The organism is Terriglobia bacterium (genome assembly GCA_020072565.1).
Taxonomy (GTDB): domain Bacteria; phylum Acidobacteriota; class UBA6911; order UBA6911; family UBA6911; genus JAFNAG01.
On sequence record JAIQGI010000006.1, the window covers coordinates 18,067 to 36,653 of the forward strand.

The 18,587-nt window shown below is 59.0% G+C and carries 24 protein-coding genes; 18 read left to right on the top strand and 6 right to left on the bottom strand.

Going from position 1 to position 18,587, the window contains the following annotated elements; translation table 11 throughout:
• Positions 1-127 precede the first annotated feature (127 nt).
• The 3 genes from LAP85_04860 (at position 128) to LAP85_04870 (ending at position 3,492) form a co-directional block, all read left to right on the top strand.
• Positions 128-277, top strand: a complete 150-nt coding sequence (locus tag LAP85_04860; protein ID MBZ5495710.1) for a hypothetical protein — start codon at positions 128-130, stop codon at positions 275-277.
• Positions 278-395: 118 nt separating this feature from the next.
• The gene (locus tag LAP85_04865) at positions 396-2,369 is read left to right on the top strand and encodes a protein kinase (protein ID MBZ5495711.1); all 1,974 of its coding nucleotides are present in this window, start codon (positions 396-398) and stop codon (positions 2,367-2,369) included.
• Between the two features lie 382 nt (positions 2,370-2,751).
• Positions 2,752-3,492 (top strand): outer membrane lipoprotein-sorting protein, encoded by a 741-nt coding sequence (locus tag LAP85_04870; GenBank protein ID MBZ5495712.1) that lies wholly within the window; start codon positions 2,752-2,754, stop codon positions 3,490-3,492.
• A gap of 254 nt (positions 3,493-3,746) precedes the next feature.
• Here LAP85_04870 and LAP85_04875 read toward each other — a convergent pair whose 3' ends face one another.
• A complete protein-coding gene (locus LAP85_04875) occupies positions 3,747-5,228 on the bottom strand; it encodes an SEC-C domain-containing protein (protein MBZ5495713.1) in 1,482 nt (493 codons plus the stop codon).
• A 300-nt stretch (positions 5,229-5,528) separates the two neighbouring features.
• Here LAP85_04875 and LAP85_04880 point away from each other — a divergent pair, with 300 nt between their 5' ends.
• From LAP85_04880 to LAP85_04910, 7 genes are all read left to right on the top strand, one after another.
• On the top strand, positions 5,529-5,780 hold the full coding sequence (locus LAP85_04880; GenBank protein MBZ5495714.1) for a type II toxin-antitoxin system PrlF family antitoxin: 252 nt from the start codon (positions 5,529-5,531) through the stop codon (positions 5,778-5,780).
• Positions 5,773-6,183, top strand: a complete 411-nt coding sequence (locus tag LAP85_04885) for a type II toxin-antitoxin system VapC family toxin (protein ID MBZ5495715.1) — start codon at positions 5,773-5,775, stop codon at positions 6,181-6,183. The genes LAP85_04880 and LAP85_04885 overlap by 8 nt, the downstream gene beginning before the upstream one ends.
• A 78-nt stretch (positions 6,184-6,261) precedes the next feature.
• Positions 6,262-6,501, top strand: coding sequence for a hypothetical protein (locus tag LAP85_04890; protein ID MBZ5495716.1), 240 nt, complete (start codon positions 6,262-6,264; stop codon positions 6,499-6,501).
• Positions 6,498-6,827: a type II toxin-antitoxin system PemK/MazF family toxin gene (locus LAP85_04895; GenBank protein MBZ5495717.1), complete on the top strand. Its 330-nt coding sequence runs from the start codon at positions 6,498-6,500 to the stop codon at positions 6,825-6,827. Before LAP85_04890 ends, LAP85_04895 begins: the two co-directional genes overlap by 4 nt.
• A gap of 410 nt (positions 6,828-7,237) precedes the next feature.
• Positions 7,238-7,468: a ribbon-helix-helix domain-containing protein gene (locus LAP85_04900; GenBank protein ID MBZ5495718.1), complete on the top strand. Its 231-nt coding sequence runs from the start codon at positions 7,238-7,240 to the stop codon at positions 7,466-7,468.
• Entirely contained in the window at positions 7,465-7,815 is a 351-nt protein-coding gene (locus tag LAP85_04905; protein MBZ5495719.1) for a type II toxin-antitoxin system PemK/MazF family toxin, read from the top strand. Before LAP85_04900 ends, LAP85_04905 begins: the two co-directional genes overlap by 4 nt.
• Positions 7,816-8,424: 609 nt before the next feature.
• Complete coding sequence (locus LAP85_04910; GenBank protein MBZ5495720.1) at positions 8,425-9,435, top strand: WYL domain-containing protein; 1,011 nt, start codon at positions 8,425-8,427, stop codon at positions 9,433-9,435.
• Between the two features lie 182 nt (positions 9,436-9,617).
• Here LAP85_04910 and LAP85_04915 read toward each other — a convergent pair whose 3' ends face one another.
• Positions 9,618-10,052: a type II toxin-antitoxin system VapC family toxin gene (locus LAP85_04915; protein ID MBZ5495721.1), complete on the bottom strand. Its 435-nt coding sequence runs from the start codon at positions 10,050-10,052 to the stop codon at positions 9,618-9,620.
• On the bottom strand, positions 10,028-10,255 hold the full coding sequence (locus tag LAP85_04920) for a hypothetical protein (GenBank protein ID MBZ5495722.1): 228 nt from the start codon (positions 10,253-10,255) through the stop codon (positions 10,028-10,030). The genes LAP85_04915 and LAP85_04920 overlap by 25 nt, the downstream gene beginning before the upstream one ends.
• 216 nt (positions 10,256-10,471) lie before the next feature.
• On the opposite strand from LAP85_04920, the gene LAP85_04925 reads away from it, so the two are divergent.
• The 5 genes from LAP85_04925 to LAP85_04945 all read left to right on the top strand — a co-directional run bounded on the left by LAP85_04925 (position 10,472) and on the right by LAP85_04945 (position 13,548).
• The gene (locus tag LAP85_04925) at positions 10,472-11,836 is read left to right on the top strand and encodes a TIGR02584 family CRISPR-associated protein (GenBank protein MBZ5495723.1); all 1,365 of its coding nucleotides are present in this window, start codon (positions 10,472-10,474) and stop codon (positions 11,834-11,836) included.
• A 441-nt stretch (positions 11,837-12,277) separates the two neighbouring features.
• Positions 12,278-12,487 (top strand): DUF2283 domain-containing protein, encoded by a 210-nt coding sequence (locus LAP85_04930; protein MBZ5495724.1) that lies wholly within the window; start codon positions 12,278-12,280, stop codon positions 12,485-12,487.
• Positions 12,488-12,569: 82 nt separating this feature from the next.
• Positions 12,570-12,815 (top strand): hypothetical protein, encoded by a 246-nt coding sequence (locus tag LAP85_04935; GenBank protein ID MBZ5495725.1) that lies wholly within the window; start codon positions 12,570-12,572, stop codon positions 12,813-12,815.
• A 201-nt stretch (positions 12,816-13,016) separates the two neighbouring features.
• Positions 13,017-13,277 (top strand): hypothetical protein, encoded by a 261-nt coding sequence (locus tag LAP85_04940; protein MBZ5495726.1) that lies wholly within the window; start codon positions 13,017-13,019, stop codon positions 13,275-13,277.
• 49 nt (positions 13,278-13,326) lie between these two features.
• The gene (locus LAP85_04945; GenBank protein MBZ5495727.1) at positions 13,327-13,548 is read left to right on the top strand and encodes a hypothetical protein; all 222 of its coding nucleotides are present in this window, start codon (positions 13,327-13,329) and stop codon (positions 13,546-13,548) included.
• Between the two features lie 249 nt (positions 13,549-13,797).
• Here the strand turns inward: LAP85_04945 and LAP85_04950 are convergent, their stop codons facing one another.
• The 3 genes from LAP85_04950 to LAP85_04960 all read right to left on the bottom strand — a co-directional run bounded on the left by LAP85_04950 (position 13,798) and on the right by LAP85_04960 (position 14,811).
• Entirely contained in the window at positions 13,798-14,070 is a 273-nt protein-coding gene (locus LAP85_04950) for a hypothetical protein (GenBank protein MBZ5495728.1), read from the bottom strand.
• Positions 14,067-14,273: a hypothetical protein gene (locus LAP85_04955; GenBank protein MBZ5495729.1), complete on the bottom strand. Its 207-nt coding sequence runs from the start codon at positions 14,271-14,273 to the stop codon at positions 14,067-14,069. The genes LAP85_04950 and LAP85_04955 overlap by 4 nt, the downstream gene beginning before the upstream one ends.
• A 337-nt stretch (positions 14,274-14,610) precedes the next feature.
• On the bottom strand, positions 14,611-14,811 hold the full coding sequence (locus tag LAP85_04960; GenBank protein MBZ5495730.1) for a type II toxin-antitoxin system HicB family antitoxin: 201 nt from the start codon (positions 14,809-14,811) through the stop codon (positions 14,611-14,613).
• A gap of 381 nt (positions 14,812-15,192) precedes the next feature.
• Here LAP85_04960 and LAP85_04965 point away from each other — a divergent pair, with 381 nt between their 5' ends.
• The 3 genes from LAP85_04965 to cas7b all read left to right on the top strand — a co-directional run bounded on the left by LAP85_04965 (position 15,193) and on the right by cas7b (position 18,587).
• Positions 15,193-15,411, top strand: coding sequence for a hypothetical protein (locus LAP85_04965; protein ID MBZ5495731.1), 219 nt, complete (start codon positions 15,193-15,195; stop codon positions 15,409-15,411).
• Positions 15,412-15,547: 136 nt separating this feature from the next.
• Positions 15,548-17,467, top strand: coding sequence for a TM1802 family CRISPR-associated protein (locus tag LAP85_04970; protein MBZ5495732.1), 1,920 nt, complete (start codon positions 15,548-15,550; stop codon positions 17,465-17,467).
• Between the two features lie 52 nt (positions 17,468-17,519).
• Positions 17,520-18,587: a type I-B CRISPR-associated protein Cas7/Csh2 gene (gene cas7b, locus LAP85_04975; protein ID MBZ5495733.1), complete on the top strand. Its 1,068-nt coding sequence runs from the start codon at positions 17,520-17,522 to the stop codon at positions 18,585-18,587.

Sequence of the window (18,587 nt, forward strand, 5' to 3'; positions counted from 1 at the left end):
AAATTTTCGCAGATGGATCTTACAACGCGGGTTGGGGCAAGTTCCAAGACCGGAATGGACCGAAAGCTGTCTGGCAAAGACGTTGATTAAGCGAGCTTCCAGGCCGGTCAGGGATATATCCAAAAAAATGGAAGTCAAACCCAAAACCACCACGGAATTCACCGTGCGTTCAGAGACGCCCCAGCAAACTACCTACGGCATTTCCAACGTCACACCCGAACAGATCACGGTCTGGCTCAAGGAAGAATCGATTGATCCGGAAATCGAAAGGGGGTAGCCCGATGCCGCGCCCTTAGGGTATACTGCGCGGCAATACTCGGGTTATTCCAGTGACACTGGCTTCGGGCACGTGTTTAGGTCCTTATGAGATCCTGTCCCCCCTTGCAGCGGGAGGTATGGGAGAGGTCTATCGGGCGCGCGACACGCGGCTGGGACGCGAGGTGGCGATCAAAGTGCTGCCTCCGGAGGCGACCTCGGACCAGGAGCGGCGCCACCGGTTTGCGCGCGAGGCGCGGGCGGCCTCGGCGCTTTCCCACCCGAATGTGGCTACCATTTACGAATTCGGTGAATCCGAAGGCCGCGCCTTCATCGCGATGGAGCTGATCGAAGGGCAGCCGCTGAGCGCGCACATCGGGGGCCGCCCGCTCGCCGCGCGTGACATCGTGGATATCGCGCTCCAAACCGCGGGAGCGCTCGAAGAGGCCCACGCGCGCGGGATCACGCACCGCGACATCAAGCCCGGCAACATCATGATCACGCCGCGCGGGCACGTCAAGGTGCTCGACTTCGGCCTCGCGAGGATGGAAAAGCGGGAGGCGGCGTCCGCCGCCGAAACCACACTTGCGACCCGGGAAGGAACGGCGCTGGGGACGGTGCCGTACATGAGTCCGGAGCAGGCGATGGGCCGCGAGGTGGACGGCCGGTCGGATATTTTCAGCCTGGGTGCGGTGATCTACGAGATGGCGACCGGGAACCGGCCATTCGGCGGGGAGAATGCAGCGGAGATCACGGACCGGATCCTGCACAGCCAGCCGGCAGCGATCGCACGGTTCAATTACGAGGTGCCGGAAGAGTTCGATCGCATCGTGCGCAAGTGCCTCGAGAAGGATCGGGAGCGGCGTTACCAGTCGGCACGCGATCTGCGGGTCGACCTGGGGAACATGAAGCGGGACCTGGAGTACGGCAGCGGCGAAGCGGCGCTGCGCACACCTGCGGAAGCCACGGCGCGCGCTCCGGCTCAACCCTTCCGGTGGCGGCGCGCAGCGATCGGCGCGTCGCTGCTGCTCCTGTCGGCTGGGACTTACGGAGTGCTGCGCCTCGGCCCCTGGCGGCCCGTCGATGCGAAATCGCTGTCATCGATCGCGGTGCTTCCTCTGGCAAACATGACGGGCGACTCAACCCAGGAATACTTCGCCGACGGGATGACAGAAGCGTTGATCACGGAGCTGGCAAGGATCCGCTCGCTCAAAGTCATCGCACGGACCTCGAGCATGCGGTTCAAAAAGAGTGACAAGGCCCTGCCGGAAATCGCCAGACAGCTCGGCGTCGAGGGGATTGTCGAGGGGTCGGTGATGCGCGGAGGCGGCCGAGTGCGTGTGACGGCCCATCTCATTCGGGCTTCCACGCAGGAACACCTGTGGGGAGATAACTTTGATCGCCAGGAGGAGGATGTCCTCGCCCTTGACAGTGAGATCGCCCAAACCATCGCGGCACAGGTTCATACAGCCCTCGGCCCCGAGGATGCCGGCCGCCTGCCGCAGCGACGGAAAGTGAAGCCAGAAGCTTATGATCTGGTGCTCCAGGGCTTTTCCCTCATCAAGAGCGGCGGAGACCCGGATGCCTTCCGTCGTGCCATTGCCTTGTTCGAAAAGGCCGTCACCCTGGATCCCCAGTCCGTAGAGGCCCATGCCGGGCTGGCCAACGCACTCCAAACCCTCGCGGGGTGGGGGTTCGCCCCTTATTGGGATTACTATCCGAGGATCCAGAAGGAAGTGGAGACGGCCATGGCTCTGGACCCCAACTACTCCTGGGCCCATCTGGCCAAGGGCGGCCTGCAGTGGGCGGAGCGCAACCCCCGAGGTGCGCTCGCTTCCCGGCGGCGCGCGGTGGAACTGGATCCCGCCGATTCCACCGCTCTTGCCGAATACTCAGGCCTTCTTCTGATGTTGGAGCCCGGCGGCGAAGGGGAGGCCCTCATGCGCAAGGCCATCGAAATGGACCCCTTGGCTCAGCCCCCCCGCTGCAATTACAAGGACTGGCCCGACTTCGATACCATCCGCGAGGATCCCCGGTTCCAGAGAGTCGTCGAGGACCGAAAGCTGCCTGTGGCCAGCTTCTGTCGAATTCCGCAGAATGAGCCGAAGCGGTGAATTCAGCCGGCATCGCGACGATGGGTGGCCTCGAAGAATCAATCGGGGCGCGCACGACCGGCTCCGCTCAATTCGCGCCGCGCAGGGAAACAACACGCGTTGACATTCCTGTTCCCGGTGCTTGTACGCGTCCAGAGATCGACTTTTGCCAATCACTCATGAATAACCGGATTGAACCTATTTCTTCCTGGCCGGCATCTTCACGGGAGGCAGCGTTTTGGCTTTCTCCTGCAAGAGCTTCTGGAACGATTCGTTGAGGGAGTCCATCCTGGTTTGTCCGCCGGCAGTGTGGTATTCAAAATCTGTGCGCATCCTCGTCAACCGACGGGAGCGCAGTCACGTACCATATAATCGGTACCCCTTATCAGAATCGGGAGGATTCATGTTGATCAGACGCGTTTTCAGCGCTATCGCAGTTGTGGCGCTCATGAGTGTCGCCGCGTTGGCCCAGGATCTCACGCTCGACCAGGTCCTCAAAAAAGCTGAGGACGCGATCGGCGGCGCTGAAGCCATCAGCAAAGTCCAGACCCTCAAGATGACTGCAAAGATGACGGTAAGCGGTCAGGAAATGCTCATGACCGTGTCGACCAAGCGCCCCAGCTGCGTGCGCACAGAAATGACCATCCAGGGGCAAAGTGTCGTCTCGGCGTACGACGGCACCACCGGTTGGATGATCAACCCGCTTACGGGCTCCTCGGAGCCGCAGAAGATGGACGACAAGACGACCGCCAGTCTCTCCACTTCCGACATGAACAACTCCCTCGGCTCGCTCAGCGGCCTCAAGGCAGCCGGCCACACCGTCGAACTGCTCGGCAAGGAAGATGTCGATGGCTCGCCTGCCTACAAGGTCAAGGTTACTCTCAAGAGCGGTCCCATCATGACCTATTTCCTCGATACCGGGACTTTCCTGCCCATCAAGATAGTGAGCAAGATCTCCCAGATGGGACAGGATGTTGAAGTCGAGGGCTTCCCCAGCAACTATAAGAAAGTCGGCGGCATCATGTTCGCTCACTCCATCGCTCAGAAAGTCGGTGGCCGCTCCTTAGGGCAGATGGACATCGAGAAGATCGAGATCGACACGCCCATGGACGACAGCATTTTCAAGATGCCGGTCAAAAAGTGAGAGGCGGCTTCAAGCCACATATCAAGTACGTCAAAAACAAAGAGCATGAGGGTAAATACTTCGAATCGCTGGATGCCGTTCGGAGGCACAGACGATAGCGGCGCTGATCGGGTTGTGCGACTCCGACCTTGAGGTAATATCCGCATCACCTATGAATTCCGGGGGCGGGATCGGGGCCGGCGGGCGGCTTCTGCAGTCGCCTCCAGGTTGGCGCGCGGAGTCGTGAGCGGAATGGAGCAGCCGGGGGCGATCAACTAGGCCGGCAGGCCCAGTTTCCTGCGGAGCTCGGCCACATCGGGGCGCAGCTCGGGCTGGATGATGGATGCGTTCCTGTATTCAAACTCCATCAGCAGCGCTTCCAGCCTTTCCCGGCCTTGCGGTGTGCGCGTGGCCTCCCGCGGCGATTGGCCCCTGAGTGCGGGGATGGGGATGTCGAGCCATGCATCCCAGTGAGCCTTCATCTTCTCTCCCAGTAGAGCGCGAACTTCCGGCGGCATGGGCTCGCCCTCATCCTGCCGCGGCCGGCCTCTCTTCACAGTTCTGCCATGGGCCTCTTGGGCGTGAAGCAGGGCATCTGCGCTTTGGCGCTCCTCGCTCACAAACTTGCATTGGCCGCCCAGGCGATTCTGAATCTCCTGCCGGATTGTTTTCGCCCGTTTCTCGGAGTTGACCTCGATCTCCAGGACACCGCGCCGGATACCGATCGTTCCCAGCGAGGTATTGTCCCATTCGGGATGCATGCGATTTCCTCTCTTCTGCCAGGTGATGGAGGCCTGGACGAGACGCCTCGAGCCGTCGAAATCGGCGCCATCAAGGATTCCCTGCTGACATTCCGGAAGGGCCAGCGACTTCAGTTTCTCCACCGCCTCTTCGGGAGGGCACAGCAGCTCATACTTGAGCCGCATGATCACGAGCGGATCGCCGTCGGTGTTCTGGAGAACCGGAGGCGGAGGGTTCAAAACCCGATCGGCAACCTCGAAGTAGAAGGAGCGCAGGGAATCGTCCTCGGACCGGAGGTGTGCCGGATCGAGCCCTCCCTTTTTGCCGGCGATCTTCTTCAAATCCTCCCGGAAATCAAGGAGCCAGCCTTGAGCCTCGGGCGGCAACGGAACGGGTCCCACGCCCAGGAGGATCGACTGGCCCGCGAGCGACACGCTGCGCGCGTAGATGACGTTGCCGCGTTTGAGGGTTTCCGTCGCCTGCCGTTCCTTGACGGTGACCTCGCGCTCGAGCAGGAGGTCGCGCAGCGTGAGGCTGCGGCGCGGCTCGACGGCGATAACGACGAAAAACGTGAAGGGTTCGCCGCAGGCTGCGCGGATGAACGACTTTTGATAGTCGTCGAGCTGCGATCCGTGCTCTGAGAGGAAGGCCAGCGCCGGCGATTCCGCCTCCGGCGGGCGCGAATCGAGCCGTCGCCTGGGAGGCGCAGGACGCCAATTGAACACGAGCCACGGGATGAAGATCGAATCGACCAGTTGCTTTTCCGGGATCGTGCTGCCGGCAGTGAATTGGTCCAGGGCGCGATCCATGGCGTCCTCGCCAAATCGGGATTTGAGAAACCGCGCGACCGCCTCTACAATCTCGCCCTCGGTCTTGCGCATCAGCAGCCATTCGGGATCCGAAAAGAGCCGGGCGCGGCCGCCGGCGGCCTCCGCATCCCGGCGATAACAGCAGTTCTTATATTTGCGCCCGCTCCCACAGGGGCAGGGTTGACTTCTCCCGACTTGATTTGTCATGCCTTCCTTATAACATGGGGCCCGCGGGGAGCAAACCGATCAAATTCCTTCCATGACCACCGCGCCCGCCCACAACGCCGGCGGCACACCTCCGGCGCTTCCTCGACGAGCCGGTCACGTGCCGGTGCCAGGTCTGGAAAGTCTGCTATTTGGCAAAAAGGCGAGCGCCCATCGCGAGCAGAAGAGTCCATTTTCCAGGCCTGACACCTCCACTTGGAGGGAATGCCGGACCCCGGTATGGACTAGCATCACAAGTAATGCTATATTGTCATTGGTAGTACCGGTAACCAGGGAGTAAGAATGCTCGAATCGACAGTAACGCGAAAAGGTCAGATCACAATTCCGAAGGCGATCAGAGACCGTCTTGGAGTGAAGGAAGGAGAGAGGGTGGTTTTCGTCCTTCGGGGCGAGGAAGTAGTGCTCAAGGTAATTCGAGGCAGCATCCTGGATCTCAGAGGTTCGGTCAAGCCCCGGGCGCATCCGGAAGATTACGAAGCCATCCGCAAATCGGTCAGGCGCGAGGTATCAAAGAGGATCGCCGGAAATGGCTAGCGTTTTCGTCGATACCAATGTCTTCCTGAGATATCTGACGAATGACGACTCCGGCAGGGCCGCGCGGGCCGGCAGGTTGTTCCACGATGCCGTCAGCGGCCGCGTCACCCTGAGAACCAGTGCGCTCGTGATTGCCGAAATGGTTTGGACCCTTGAATCATTCTACGGCCTGCCTAAATCGCAAATTGCGGAAACCGTTGAGAAGATTTTGAACACTCCCAACCTCGAATGCGACGACAGCGCGCGCATTCTCCAGGCGCTCGATGCGTATGTTCACGAAAACATCGATTACATCGATGCCTACCATGTTTTTTACATGAGGGACCTGGGGCTGGCGCGGATTGCCACCTATGATCGAAAACACTTCGGGCGCTTCCCCTGGATCGAAATCGCTGATCTCTAGTTCCTTGACAGGCCCCAAACCCAGCGCCGCCTCTCAAGTTCCTTGAAAGTGCTTATAAACGTTTATATAATGCAGCATATGAAACAGGTGCTGATCGAGATCGAAGATGACGTTGCGGCGAAGCTCGAGCAGGTCGCGCCGGGACGAGCGCGCCGGCGTTCGGAATTCATTCGGATGGCGATCCGCCGGGCGCTCTGGGAGCTTGAGGAACAGGCGACCGCGGAAGCATACCGCAGGCATCCCGATTCGGCAGCCGACGCGCGTCTCGACGCGATTGTCTGGGAGCCGCGGCCGGCTCGCAGGAGAACGCGGAGATGAGACAGTATGAAATCCGCTGGGCCAACCTGCCGGAGCCAATAGGGCGCCGGCCCGTGTTCCTGCTTAGCCGCAATCCCGCCTACGCCTACCTGAACAAGATCATCGTTGCCGAGGTGGCATCGACCGTCCGCGGCATTCCGGAAGAGGTCGCTCTGGGGAAGAGTGAAGGGCTGCCGCGACCGTCGGTAGTGAACCTGGATAATGTGCACGTCGTTTCCAAAGCTCTTCTGACCGGCCGTATCGGCGCCCTGCCGAGGAACCGGGAGCGCGAAGTGAAACGCGCCCTGGGCTATGCTCTTGACTGGCCCGAACTCAAAGTGCTCTGATTCAGCCTCTTGTTCAACTTGAACTGGTGACCCTAGTGCGCGAGCTCATCGCCAAGCGCCGGGCTGGATGATCAGCCGGGCCACGGGTTGCCGCAAAATAACCGTGCAGTGCCGGCGGGAGAATCCGAACGGATCCGTTTCGCCAAGGGCTTCCGGACGAGTAGACCGTCTCCGCAGGACGGAGAAAATCAGGCTGGACGGATTTTAGGGGGGTCATTTATTTCGAGAGTCCGCTTCCCGTCGTTTTCTGCTTCTGCCTGCGTTTTGCCGAAACCGCCTGCAATGCAAGCGCCCAATTCAGTTTTGGATCGTCGCCAGGAGATTCAGGAGTCTCCGCAGGGCCGACACCAATTTCCCGTTGACAAGTAAGCACAGTTATCTTATATGTTGTCATACTGAATGGGGGGCGAATGAGTAAGGAGAAGATCACGGTGACCATTGAGGAAGAGCTTGTCCGAGAACTCGATCGGGAGGCCAAGAGCATTCATGGAAGCAGGAGTAATCTGGTAGAGAACGCCATTCGGACCTGGAAAAGGATCAGGCTCGAGCAGGAGCTCAAAGAAGGTTACAGAAACATGGCCGACGAGGACCTGAAGGTCGCAGAGGAGAATCTGACCTCCGGCTATGAGGTCATCAAATGACCGGCCCCGCCTGCAGCCGCGGAGATATCTGGATGGTGGATTTGAATCCTGGCCGCGGCAGTGAACAGACAGGAATGCGTCCAGCTCTCATCGTCCAGAATGATGTCGGCAACCAATATGCCTCGACCACCATTGTGGCGGCAATCACGACCACAATCAGGAAATATCCAGTGACCGTCGTCTTGGATCGGAACGAAGGAGGACTCAAGCAACCGTCGATGGTGAATCTGGCTCAGATTCTCACTCTGGACAAGACCCGTCTGAAAAAGAAACTGGGAGTTCTCTCCCAAGCCCGCATTGCTGAAGTCAATTCCGCCCTCCACATCAGCCTGGGCTTGAGCGCGTGAGATTGTGACATGGAATTTCGGGGACACCCGCGAATGGCGCTTAATTAAGGAAACAGGGTGCGACCCTGGCGGGCTCAGCCATTCCAGCGAACCATTGGTGGCCGCAAGCTCCGAAGCCGTTGGTGGCCACAAGCTCCGAAGCCGTTGGTGGCCGCAAGCCCTGAAAGGGCGGCCGTAGTTTTCAGCCCAGGGCGCAAGCCCTGAAAGGGCGGCCGTAGTTTTCAGCCCAGGGCGCAAGCCCTGGGATAAGACGCAAATGATGGATGAGCCCTGTAGGGGCGATGCAGAAACGCCTGCAATGCCCCGATTACAAGGACCTTGCATCGCCCTTACAGGGCTCTGTTTGTTAATGGCCCTCCATTCCCAGGGCTCACGCCCTGGGCTGCGGACGCCCATTTTGGGGCTTAAGCCCTTGCTCCTGGTACGCTCAAGACGATTCAAATCACCCTTATTTAAGCGCCATTCGGGACACCCGCTCAATGGGTGTCCTCGAAACTGACCCAAGTCCATTGATATCTAATTCCCCTTGCGCTATCCTGAGTCCGCTTCATTTCCTCACTCGTAATCCCCCAACGAGCGGCGTCGGTCTGCATCCGGAGGCGGTGGGCCATGGCGCGCAACGACCAGGTGAAACGCCAGTGGTTTCTGATCGCGAGGCTCGCAGGCTCGCGCGGCGTGTCGCTGGAGGAGCTTGTCGCTTCGCTGCCCCCGGACCACAAATGCAATGCCCGCACGGTGCGCCGCGATCTGGAGGCGATCGAGGCTTATTTCCCGCTCTACCCGGAGCGCATCGACGGTCGTACTCGCTGGCGATTCGTGGAAGGTTTCAAGGCGCCCGCGCTCGCGTTTTCCCCGACGGAGTTGATGTCGCTGGTTTTCAGCCGGGACCTGATGAAGCCGCTGGCCGGCACGCACGTGAAGGAATCGCTGGACGCCGCATTGAACAAGGTCACGGCGGCGCTGCCGCAGGAGGCGCTGGACTATGTCCGCCGGATGCGGGGCTGGCTGTCGGTGGGGACAGGCCCACACAAGTCCTACAAGGAGCACCGGCAGACTATCGAGCAGCTCTCACGCGCGATCGAGTCGAAGCGCACGGTGCACATGCGCTACTTCTCGGCGTCGCGAAACGCAACCAGCCGCCGCGAGGTCGACCCCTACCGCCTGTGGTATACCGCCGGCGCGCTCTATTTGATCGGCCACTGCCACACGCGCCGCGAGGTGCGCATGTTTGCGGTGGATCGGGTGCGCGCCCTGGCGATCACGAACCGCCCCTGCCAGCTCCCCCTCGGATTCGACCTGGAGGCGTATGTGCAGGACGCGCTGGTGGTGATGCGCGGCCGCCCGGTGGACGTGGAACTCCTCTTCGACCGCAAGACCGCCGCCTGGGTCAAAGACCGCGAATGGCACCCCAGCCAGCGCCTCGAGCCGATCAAGGGCGGCGCCCTGCGCATGCGCTTGCGCGTCGCCGACACCCCGGAGCTGGTCGGCTGGATCCTGAGCTTCGGCGCCGGCGTGCGCGTCGTGTCGCCGTCGGGCCTCCGCACCCGCGTGCGCGCCGAAGCGAAAAAAATCGCCGCACCTGCAGAAGATTTGACCTCGGATGTCACGCCCGGCAGGTAGGGTGGCTTCAGGGGGACGTGCCGGGGAAAGGTGGGCGCAGAAGTGGTCTGTAAGCGAGAGGCCGAAGGCATGCCGACAGCGAATCCTGCCGACCCAACGGATACTCTGCATCCGCGGCGGCCTCTCCAGTGACTTCTTTGTCGGCCGGGAATTACCGCGTACCGCCACCGGGGACCAGCGGCTTACCCGGAAACCAGATCTCGCGGCCGCTTCGCAATATCTGGAAAGGTTTTGCAGAGACGGGCATCAAACGTCGCCAGAGGGATCTCTTCGCGATGAGCAAGCTCGACAAACAGCGTGTCATAAATCGGAACGCCGGAGTGGACAGCGCACATGAGGGCGCCCTGCCACAGGATCCGGCTCGGCACCGAACTGATGCCAAGCTGTGCCGCGAGACCAAGCCTCGAGATCGCCTCATCGGTCTCCAGGATCCCTTTGCGGACCGCCATCCAGAGCACGTTCGCCAGTTCGGCCTCCCAAAGGGCCGGTGCGCAGAGATCTCCTGCCGCGCGCAAGAACCGTCCGGCCTCCTCTGCAAACGGAGGAGTGCCGAGCAGGTGGTATGCGACGACATTAGTATCCACCACAGCCCTTATTCCCTTCCGGCGCGGATCCACGACTGCACTTCCTTTGAAGTAGGCCGGCGTGTCTGCCGGCTCCAGGCGGCCTCGATCTGCTCCAGCACCGACCGCCGTTCCCCGGTGCATTGGGCCAGGAGATTTCGCACCTCCTGTTCCATGGAGCAATGGTTCCGGCGCGCCCGCGATTTCAATTCCCGCACGACCTTTGGCGGCACGTTCCTGACCGTAAGCGTCGGCATACATCCTCCCTGCTGTCATTATGCTAGCAAATATGGATCGGTTGAGCAAGAATCGCCCGGCCGCCATCGGCATTCATTGCGGAGCGCTCACGGGAACCGCCCCGAAAATGGTTTGAATTCCTTGCCAGTTCCTATTATCTTGTTGGCATCCAAGAATTCCACTCGTACCTCCCCCAACGAGCGGCTGAGCAAGTGTGTGCTTCAGGACGCTGACTCATGCCACGTGACGATCCTGTCAACGCCCGGAGGCTTCAGATCGGCAAATCGCCGGACAGGACCAACTCAATGCTGGGGAAAGCGGAAGGTGGCGCCGGAGCGCGCCGGTCTCGTGTGATCTCGCCTCCCAGAGGTCACGGGCGCTATCCGATGATGGTGTGCCTGGCGGGGATGTCGCCGGCAGTCGTAACGGAGACTCTATACGCGCTTGCCGTGAAGGGCCGCCCTCGGGTAGTTCCGCGCCGTGTCTGCATCGTAACAACCGAAGACGCCTACGGGAAGGTTGTCGCCTCGCTTCTTGGCGCCCGGGGAGCGATTCGGCGGCTGGCATCGGAGTACCGGCTGCCGCCCGGGTCGCTTCAATGCACTCTCGACGACGTATTTGTGATCAGGTCCCGATCCGGCAAGCCGCTTTCGGACATCCGGTCGAGCGCCGACAGCCGCGATGCGGGAGAAGCGATGTCCAGGCTTCTGGCGGACCTTCACTCTGATCCCAATGTGGAGATCCGCTGTTCGATTGCCGGAGGCAGGAAGACGATGGCGGCGCTGCTCGCGCTTGCGTTGCAGACCTGCGCGCGTACCGGCGACCGCCTGTATCACGTCCTGGTAAGCGAGCCGTTCGAGCGGATTCCCGACTTCTTCTATCCTCCCCGGTTGCGGCGACTGTACACCGTGGACGGCCGAACGGTGGATTCAAGCAAGGCGCGGATCGACCTGGCGGAGGTTCCGATGATTCGCCTCGGAGCGGTAGCGGAATCGCTCGGACTTGGATCGGAGCAGCTTGCGTTGCGCGCCAGGAAGATCGAGGAGGCCGCGAACCGGAATTTCCGGCCGGTTCCGGTAGAAATCGATTTCGAGCGGCGGGCGCTGCGCTGTGGAACGGATGCTGTTCGGCTCCCTCCCCAGGAATTCGCTCTGTACGCGATGTATGCGGGCCTGCGCCGCAGGTGCAAATCCTGTGAACGGAATCGCCGTCCCGCTTGCGAGCGGTGCCATCCCACGGACGGCGAGATTTATTCGCGGCACCGGCCTTTGTTGAAGGCGGTTTATTTCCTGGCGCGGCCTGCCGGAGGCCGGGGCCTGATGCAGATGCTTGCGGATGAAACCGGGAAGGGCGAAATCGCACAGAATTTCGATGAATGGTTACGGCAAACGCGCAGCCGGCTGAAATCGCATCTGCGCGCGGCGGACGCCGACGCCGTCCCGCGACTGGCGTCGATTGCGGATGCCGTCGAACTTGGCACAGAGAACGGGAAGCGTCGCGGCCTGCGCATCCCGCCGGCCCTGATCCGGTTCGCCAACGTTGGGAAGGCAGGGCTCAACGTTGATTTGCTCGCGTTTGCACGCCGCGCGCAATTACGCTGAAGGTCGTGAGAGAAGCTGAGAACCGCCGGTCCAGAATCTTCTGGACTGTAAGTGACGCGGCCGAAGGCTGCAAGGTCGCCCTGTCGCTCTTGTTATTATCTGGCGAAAGGAGACAATGGAAGAGGCGCGGTTTTGGATCGTCGGAACCAGAGAGCATGCAAGGGGGCGGATTTTTGAGGTTCGGGCAGAAAATCGGCGATCCTATTGTTCACTTTTCATGCGTTGGAACGGTGCGCCCGATGGGGATTGCAGGTGAGAAAAGTGTTGCGGGCCTTGCTTTTTCCAGAGGAAGTGTTGTTGGGACATCGGCCGCGTCATCGCCCACCGGCGTTACGGAGATCCACCTGGTAAGAGCTGTTTATGAGTATGAGGGATCGGTGCCGATTGTGATCACGGTATACTATCCTTCTGCAGAGCGTTGTTTTGAGGGAGGGCGCCGGCGTGAAGATCAAATATTCTCGTGAAGCGGATGTCTTGACCATTCAACTGCGGGAGGGAAAGATATCCGACTCCAGGGACCTCGCCGAAGGCATCATCGTGCACTTTTCGGCCAAAGGCCAGCCCCTGGAGCTCGAAATCCTCGACGCTTCGAAAGTGATCGAAAGAAAAGACGTGGAAGTTTCCATGGAATCCCTATTCGCCGTCGTCTGAACGGCGCGAGGTGCCGCCATGAGTCAAGCCCGCTTACCCGGAAGCTGACGCAAGCGTGGCACCGCTAAAGAGCGGAAAGCTCATGAAGGTGGAGACCACGAGAAGAGGCAAAAGCGCTCCCGGAATCACAGAGATGCGCGCTGAATTCGACTTTTCAGGCGGCAAACGGGGAAAATACGCAAAGCAGTTTGCCAAGGGGACAAACATCGTTATTCTGGACCCCGATGTCGCGGACCTGTTTCCTGATTCCAAGACTGTGAACGAGGCGCTCCGGGCTCTGACCCGGATCGCCCATCGCCAAAGGAAGAAAGCTGCCAGAAGCAAGTAAGTCTTTCCCCGCACGCTTGCGAAATCGCTCCGGCGGTTTTTCACTCCGTGGACACGCTGCCTGCTGATCTAAGACCAAAGCAGGATTTCTTCAACCCGGGCGGCGAGCGCCCGATGACGCCTGCCGATCCATACAGACCATGTGTCCGCAGCGACTTTCTTGAAATGAAGGGACGTCGCCGTCGCCGTCTTTGACGATCGCGTGGAAATTCGCAGTGTGGGCAGGCTTCCGAAGGGAGTGACGGTGGAGATGCTGTCGGGGTCGCGCCTGCGCAATCCCCTGATCGCCGACGCCTTTCACCGCACGGGCGCGGTCGAAATCTGGGGGCGCGGCACCAACCGCGTCATTGATGAGTGCCGCCGCTACGGAGTGGAACCTCCCACGTTTTCCGAGGAGGCGGGGAGCCTGATAGTTACGTTCAAGGCGCAACTTGGGCCCATGCCAGGACCAAGTCACAGGTGAAGTTGCGGGTGAAGTCACAGGTGAAGTTGGGGATGAAGTCAGGAGGCTTTTGGAGGTCCTCCAAGCGTCGCCCCTGACTCGCTCTCAAGCTCAGGACGCCCTCCGGTTGAAGGGCCAGGCAAATTTCCGCGTCCGATATCTCCAGCCGTCACTGGATCTGGGCCTCGTCGAGATGACCGTCCCCGACAAACCCCGGAGCAGCAAGCAAAAGTACAGGCTGACGGGAAAGGGCCGAGGTTTACTGGAAGTGGACATAGCGCCCAGCATCTAATCAAGCGAATGGAGTTATTGAAGATAACAGATCAGGAACTGATCGAGAGAGTTGATTGTGCCTTTACGCGAATCCGGGAAGTAGCAAGACGAGAGGCGTTAGAAATAAGGTTGGGCAGATGCCCCTTGATACGACTACCTATTTTGCGCATAGCGCCAATGATGCTGGCCGTTGGGAGCCGTTGAGGACGCACGTGCAAAAAGTTGCGCACCGAGCCCCAACGTTATGCGGCGGATTAGCAGTTCAGTATCACGCGATTTCCGCGGAGGCGGCGAGGGTGACAGTCAGGTCCAGGACGCAATCGGAGCCAAGACCGACAGCAGGTAGGCTGCAGGCGGCGAGCGCCCGATGGCGCCTGCCGATCCGTAAAGACCACATGTCGTCAGCGACTTTCTTGAAATAAAGGGACGGGTGAAAGGGGTTCCGGCGCCAAAGCCGGTACTGCTTGCGGGCCAGAGTACGGATTTGCGGTGTGAGTGCTCTGTTGGCTACCCAGAAGGTCTCGTTCGCGTGACTGGTCACGGCAGGCGGCGGGTTTTCCCTGCATGGAAGTCGGACTTGGCCTTGTCGATCAAGCGGCGCAACGGGCCACCTGGCCGTGCATCCTCAGCGATCTGGCTATCCCAGGCGCGCGCCCTGTATTCGGCGAACCATTCGGCCAGGCGCTCCACCTCGTCGGGCGCCAGTCTTTCGATTTCGGCCTGGATTTCTTCGATGTTTCGCATCGATCCAAAATATCCCCGATGCCCAATCGACTCAGGAATCTTTCCTGCAGCGCCGATGCTCGCGCACTGGGCACGGGTTTGGCCCGGAGACTCGGACTGCCGATCCCTGAGGGGCAGTCAGCCGTAACATTCAGGATCTGTCCGTATCACGCAGTCGACATTCAAAATAAAAGCAAAAGGCAATGACCTCGGATGTCACTCCCGCTTTTTAGACTGATGGCGCGGCCGGCGCTCTTGGCGAGAGCTCGATCTGAAAAACCTGATGTACCAGATTGGATTATCGAGGAGAAATTGGGGAAACCGAACCGCAGTGCCTGCAACCCTGGAATGGGTCGAACTACAGTACAATTTCCTCGACCATTGCGCCTTCGGGCACAGGCAGTTCCTCCGCGGGTTCCAGATAGAGAGCAATGGCTTCCCGGATGTTGTCGCGTGCTTCTTGAAGGGTGTCCCCCTCGGATATGCACCCGGGCAGGGACGGAACGAAAACGGTGTATCCGCCTTCGTCAGCGGGCTCCAAAATGATGCGTAAGCGCATGCGGCGATTACTCAGCTGTAACAATGTTCAATCGGGCGGCGACCGCTCGTCGCGGAGGCGTTTTTTCGTTGCCCTATCGAAACGGTTCATCGAAATTCTACAACAGCTCGAAGGAGTTGTTCGAGCTGGGTTTTTGCCATTTTTTAAATATCGTGAGAGGGAAATCCTTTTGACTCTCCGGACTGCGGGATCCGAAATCACGAGGATCTCATCGGCCTCATTTCCCGACTTCCGCGGTGGACTCGGTCGAACAAGCCTGAAATCCGAGAGAGACAGGCTCGCAACAGTGAAAAGCCTCTACGGACACAATGGAGGACTAAACGAAGACGTTCTGCGCGATAATATAGTCATCGCGCCAGGATATCCGGAGTACGGAGCATAATGAGCAAACGGGAGCGTTCCAAACGCGAATCTGTCATAGCCGGCCCAGAAGTGAGTGAAAGCACCGAGATATATTCCCGGCAGCTGGACGCGGCGCGCTCCTACCTCAAGAAATGGGCCGAGTCCGCCGCTGCTCTCGAAGATCTCTGGTTCCCGCAGCTGCAGGAACTCGATGAGGAAACCGCGCGGAAAATGATGTCGGATCTGTTTGATATGTGAGGTCCTGGCGCCTCGGATGATCTGGGCGCCGAGATGGTAGAGCGAAGCAGATCTCAGCCTGCTTCAAGATGCGGCTGAGAGTCGATCGTTTGACGCGGCAATGTGCGGGTGCGGTAATCCTTAGGAGGCCGTTAACATGATCCATCAGTTTGCCGAACTCGGTGTGTTTTACAGGGACCGAGAGGGACTCCGGCCTAGTGATTCTGTTGCGCAATACTTGCGTGACCCGGTCGCGAAATTCCGGACGAAGACCGTGCTTCTCTTGATTTTCTGCGACAAAGGCTTCGAACGGATTCAGGTCGAGGAATGCGATGCGGTGAAACGCCGAACCTACCTCTACCGCGAAGGGCCACCCAATGGCTGGGATGCGACACCAACGTCCGGATTGCGGGGTGTGAAGGGACACGGCGATAAGGAGTATCAGGCGGCACTCCTGGAAGAGATCAGAAAGAAACTATTCCGTTTGTCGGAAAGCATCCGGGATGCGGTTGATAGGGGCGTGGATCTGCCTGAATCAGAGATCAGTCATCTTGGGAAGATTCGGGATTGGTTGAAAATTGCAGCCGGGGAAGGCAAGCCAAACATGGAGAATCGTGTCGCCCTACGGGAGAAGATTGAACAATGCAACCCGCCTGTGGCGAAAAAAACATCCGTTGTTTCCCTGCCCGCAATCATTTCGGTTGCGTGGCAGGAAGGTAACAAGGAGTTAAAACGTGTCGGCGACTATTCCGCGTTTCAGCAGTCGTTGGTGCGATCAGGGAAGGAGTCCGCCACAAGCAAGAAGGGTATCAAGGGTGCCGTGCAGGGAATCGGGCAATGCAGTATCTGCGGGAAGGCGAACACTGAAGTTTCAGGGTTGCTTCAAATCCAGCAGTTCAAAGTTTACACGTTGGACAAGCCAGGCTCGGTGTCGGGGGGGTTTGATCCGTCCGCGGCATGGCGCAACTTCCCAGCTTGCAGGGAGTGCTGCGACAAAGTGGATTTTGCCGGGGAGCGCGTGAAGAAGGAGTTGGCTTTTGACTACTACGGCTTCAAGTACTTGCTCTTGCCATCGCCTTTGCGGCCAACGCTGACCATGGCGTACGAGTTCTTGGACAGTCTGATAAATGCACGGATCAACAAAACCGCCAAATCCCGGTTGACTGCTGCAGAGGACGAGTTGTTTTACGTGGTATCCCAAGAAAAGAATCTCCTGCAAGTAGATTTGCTGTTCTATCAACCCGATCCGCAGTCTTTCCGTCCTGCTTTGTATGTCTCAGGACTTTTGCCGACCCGGTTCCGAAAGCTGTTTGACGCCAAAGACGTCGTGGATAGCCATCCGTGGCTCGATGAAACAAGTCCAGTTTCATTCACGAAAGGCCAATTCACCTTTGGTTCACTCCGCAGCGTTTTCCCAGCCGCACACGGGGGTAGCACTTTTGATGATGATTTCTTGGCTGCGACACGGGCGGCATTGGAACTGCGACCGCTTTCGACGCGTCGGCTGCTTCAAGTCGGCATGCGATGGGTTCAGGATGATTATCGACAGAACAGAGTGCGCATTATCGACAAGAAAAGGTTACCTGACTGGCAATTTCGTCTCGCTGATTTGTTTCGCACGATTCTCTTTTTCGAAACGTTGACAGATCCAAACACAGAGAGGAGACAAGAAGATATGCAAGTCGATTACGGTGATTCCGAGCAGGCCGAGCGAGTGCGCAAAGTGCTCGACCTGGGGTCGGGCAAGCTGCGAACCGATCCCGCGCCGCAAGCAGCATTCTTGGTGGGTGCATGTTGCAGCGGGATTGAGCAAATACAGAAGGATGTGCGTGGCGCGACTCCGTTTTCGGGAAAGCTGAAGGGGTTTCGCCTCGATCAATCGGACGTTCGCGGGCTGTTTGTCGCGGCGAAGGATAAGGCGAAGGCATACGGAGAAAAGCAGGAACCGAAAGTGAGTGCCTTGTTGGAGTTTGCTGCGGCAGCACTGGCAGCGACCCCGGACCAGTGGCCGTTATCTACCGATGAGATTTCCTATTTTTTTGCCTTGGGCCATACATTGCGACCACGGTTTGCGTAGATACCTACGAACCCCAAACCAGCTAACCTCAATGAAAGGAGAACCAAACATCATGGAAGCGGCGAAAACGGAGAAGCCAGAACCCATCACGACACGTACCGAGATCTTATTTGTGTATGACATTGCCGACGCCAATCCGAATGGCGATCCAAATGACGAGAACCGGCCCAGGATGGACTTGGAGGCGGGGCGAGCCAAGGTATCCGATGTCCGTCTGAAACGGACAATCCGTGACTATTTGCATGATTATTGCGGAGAAGAGATCTTTTGCCGCCAGATCGAGAAAGCCGACGGCACAATTCAAGAAGGCAAGGACCGCGCAGAGGACTTCTTTGAGCAACTCTCGAAGGACGCCAAAAAGGACGTCAAAAATGTTCTCGAGAAACGGGACTTTATTGAGGCTGGAGTCATCGCACAGTGTATTGACATCCGTCTTTTTGGCGCCACGATACCGGTATCGGGGCTCAAGAAGGAAGGAAAGGACTCAAGCGTTACACTCACCGGCGCTGTGCAATTTGCCATGGGAACAACGTTGCATCGCGTTGAGCCGCGGTTCATCAAGGGAACGGGTGCGTTCGCTTCCGGCCAAGGCGCACAACAGAAGACATTTCGCGAGGAATATAACCTGCCGTATGGCTTGATCGCGATCTATGGAATTGTGAACCAGAAGGCAGCAGAAACCACGAAGCTCACGAGCGAGGACGCGGAAAGACTCTACGAGGCGATCTGGTACGGGACGAAGAGCCTGATCACTCGGTCAAAAATCGGGCAGCGCCCTTTGTTACTGGTGCTCGTGGAGTACGATGATGGCCATTCAAAGCACTATGTCGGGCGTCTCGACCAGTTCTTAGACTTGAAACGGGGAAAAGATGGCGGGGTGACCATTGGCGAGCCGAGTGCGAACGGGGATTGCGAAATCCGCGATGAAGCGCTCCGTGATGTCACCCAAGTCACGCTTGACATCACAGAGTTGGGCAAGGTTCTGTCGGGTCGAAAGGAAAGGATTGCGCGAATCCGGTTCGCATGGAACAAGCTTCTGAAGCTATCGCAGGAGCCACAGGAACAGGACGCCAAATGGACGTTTCTGGGATGCAATGCAGAGAAGCTGGAGTTTGATTGA

Excerpts from the sequence above, each read along its gene's own strand:
- LAP85_04860 (MBZ5495710.1), top strand. The coding sequence starts at position 128 with ATGGAAGTCAAACCCAAAACCACCACGGAATTCACCGTGCGTTCAGAG.
- LAP85_04865 (MBZ5495711.1), top strand. The coding sequence starts at position 396 with ATGGGAGAGGTCTATCGGGCGCGCGACACGCGGCTGGGACGCGAGGTG.
- LAP85_04870 (MBZ5495712.1), top strand. The coding sequence starts at position 2,752 with ATGTTGATCAGACGCGTTTTCAGCGCTATCGCAGTTGTGGCGCTCATG.
- LAP85_04875 (MBZ5495713.1), bottom strand. The coding sequence starts at position 5,228 with ATGACAAATCAAGTCGGGAGAAGTCAACCCTGCCCCTGTGGGAGCGGG.
- LAP85_04880 (MBZ5495714.1), top strand. The coding sequence starts at position 5,529 with ATGCTCGAATCGACAGTAACGCGAAAAGGTCAGATCACAATTCCGAAG.
- LAP85_04885 (MBZ5495715.1), top strand. The coding sequence starts at position 5,773 with ATGGCTAGCGTTTTCGTCGATACCAATGTCTTCCTGAGATATCTGACG.
- LAP85_04890 (MBZ5495716.1), top strand. The coding sequence starts at position 6,262 with ATGAAACAGGTGCTGATCGAGATCGAAGATGACGTTGCGGCGAAGCTC.
- LAP85_04895 (MBZ5495717.1), top strand. The coding sequence starts at position 6,498 with ATGAGACAGTATGAAATCCGCTGGGCCAACCTGCCGGAGCCAATAGGG.
- LAP85_04900 (MBZ5495718.1), top strand. The coding sequence starts at position 7,238 with ATGAGTAAGGAGAAGATCACGGTGACCATTGAGGAAGAGCTTGTCCGA.
- LAP85_04905 (MBZ5495719.1), top strand. The coding sequence starts at position 7,465 with ATGACCGGCCCCGCCTGCAGCCGCGGAGATATCTGGATGGTGGATTTG.
- LAP85_04910 (MBZ5495720.1), top strand. The coding sequence starts at position 8,425 with ATGGCGCGCAACGACCAGGTGAAACGCCAGTGGTTTCTGATCGCGAGG.
- LAP85_04920 (MBZ5495722.1), bottom strand. The coding sequence starts at position 10,255 with ATGCCGACGCTTACGGTCAGGAACGTGCCGCCAAAGGTCGTGCGGGAA.
- LAP85_04925 (MBZ5495723.1), top strand. The coding sequence starts at position 10,472 with ATGCCACGTGACGATCCTGTCAACGCCCGGAGGCTTCAGATCGGCAAA.
- LAP85_04935 (MBZ5495725.1), top strand. The coding sequence starts at position 12,570 with ATGAAGGTGGAGACCACGAGAAGAGGCAAAAGCGCTCCCGGAATCACA.
- LAP85_04955 (MBZ5495729.1), bottom strand. The coding sequence starts at position 14,273 with ATGCGAAACATCGAAGAAATCCAGGCCGAAATCGAAAGACTGGCGCCC.
- LAP85_04960 (MBZ5495730.1), bottom strand. The coding sequence starts at position 14,811 with ATGCGCTTACGCATCATTTTGGAGCCCGCTGACGAAGGCGGATACACC.
- LAP85_04965 (MBZ5495731.1), top strand. The coding sequence starts at position 15,193 with ATGAGCAAACGGGAGCGTTCCAAACGCGAATCTGTCATAGCCGGCCCA.
- LAP85_04970 (MBZ5495732.1), top strand. The coding sequence starts at position 15,548 with ATGATCCATCAGTTTGCCGAACTCGGTGTGTTTTACAGGGACCGAGAG.
- cas7b (MBZ5495733.1), top strand. The coding sequence starts at position 17,520 with ATGGAAGCGGCGAAAACGGAGAAGCCAGAACCCATCACGACACGTACC.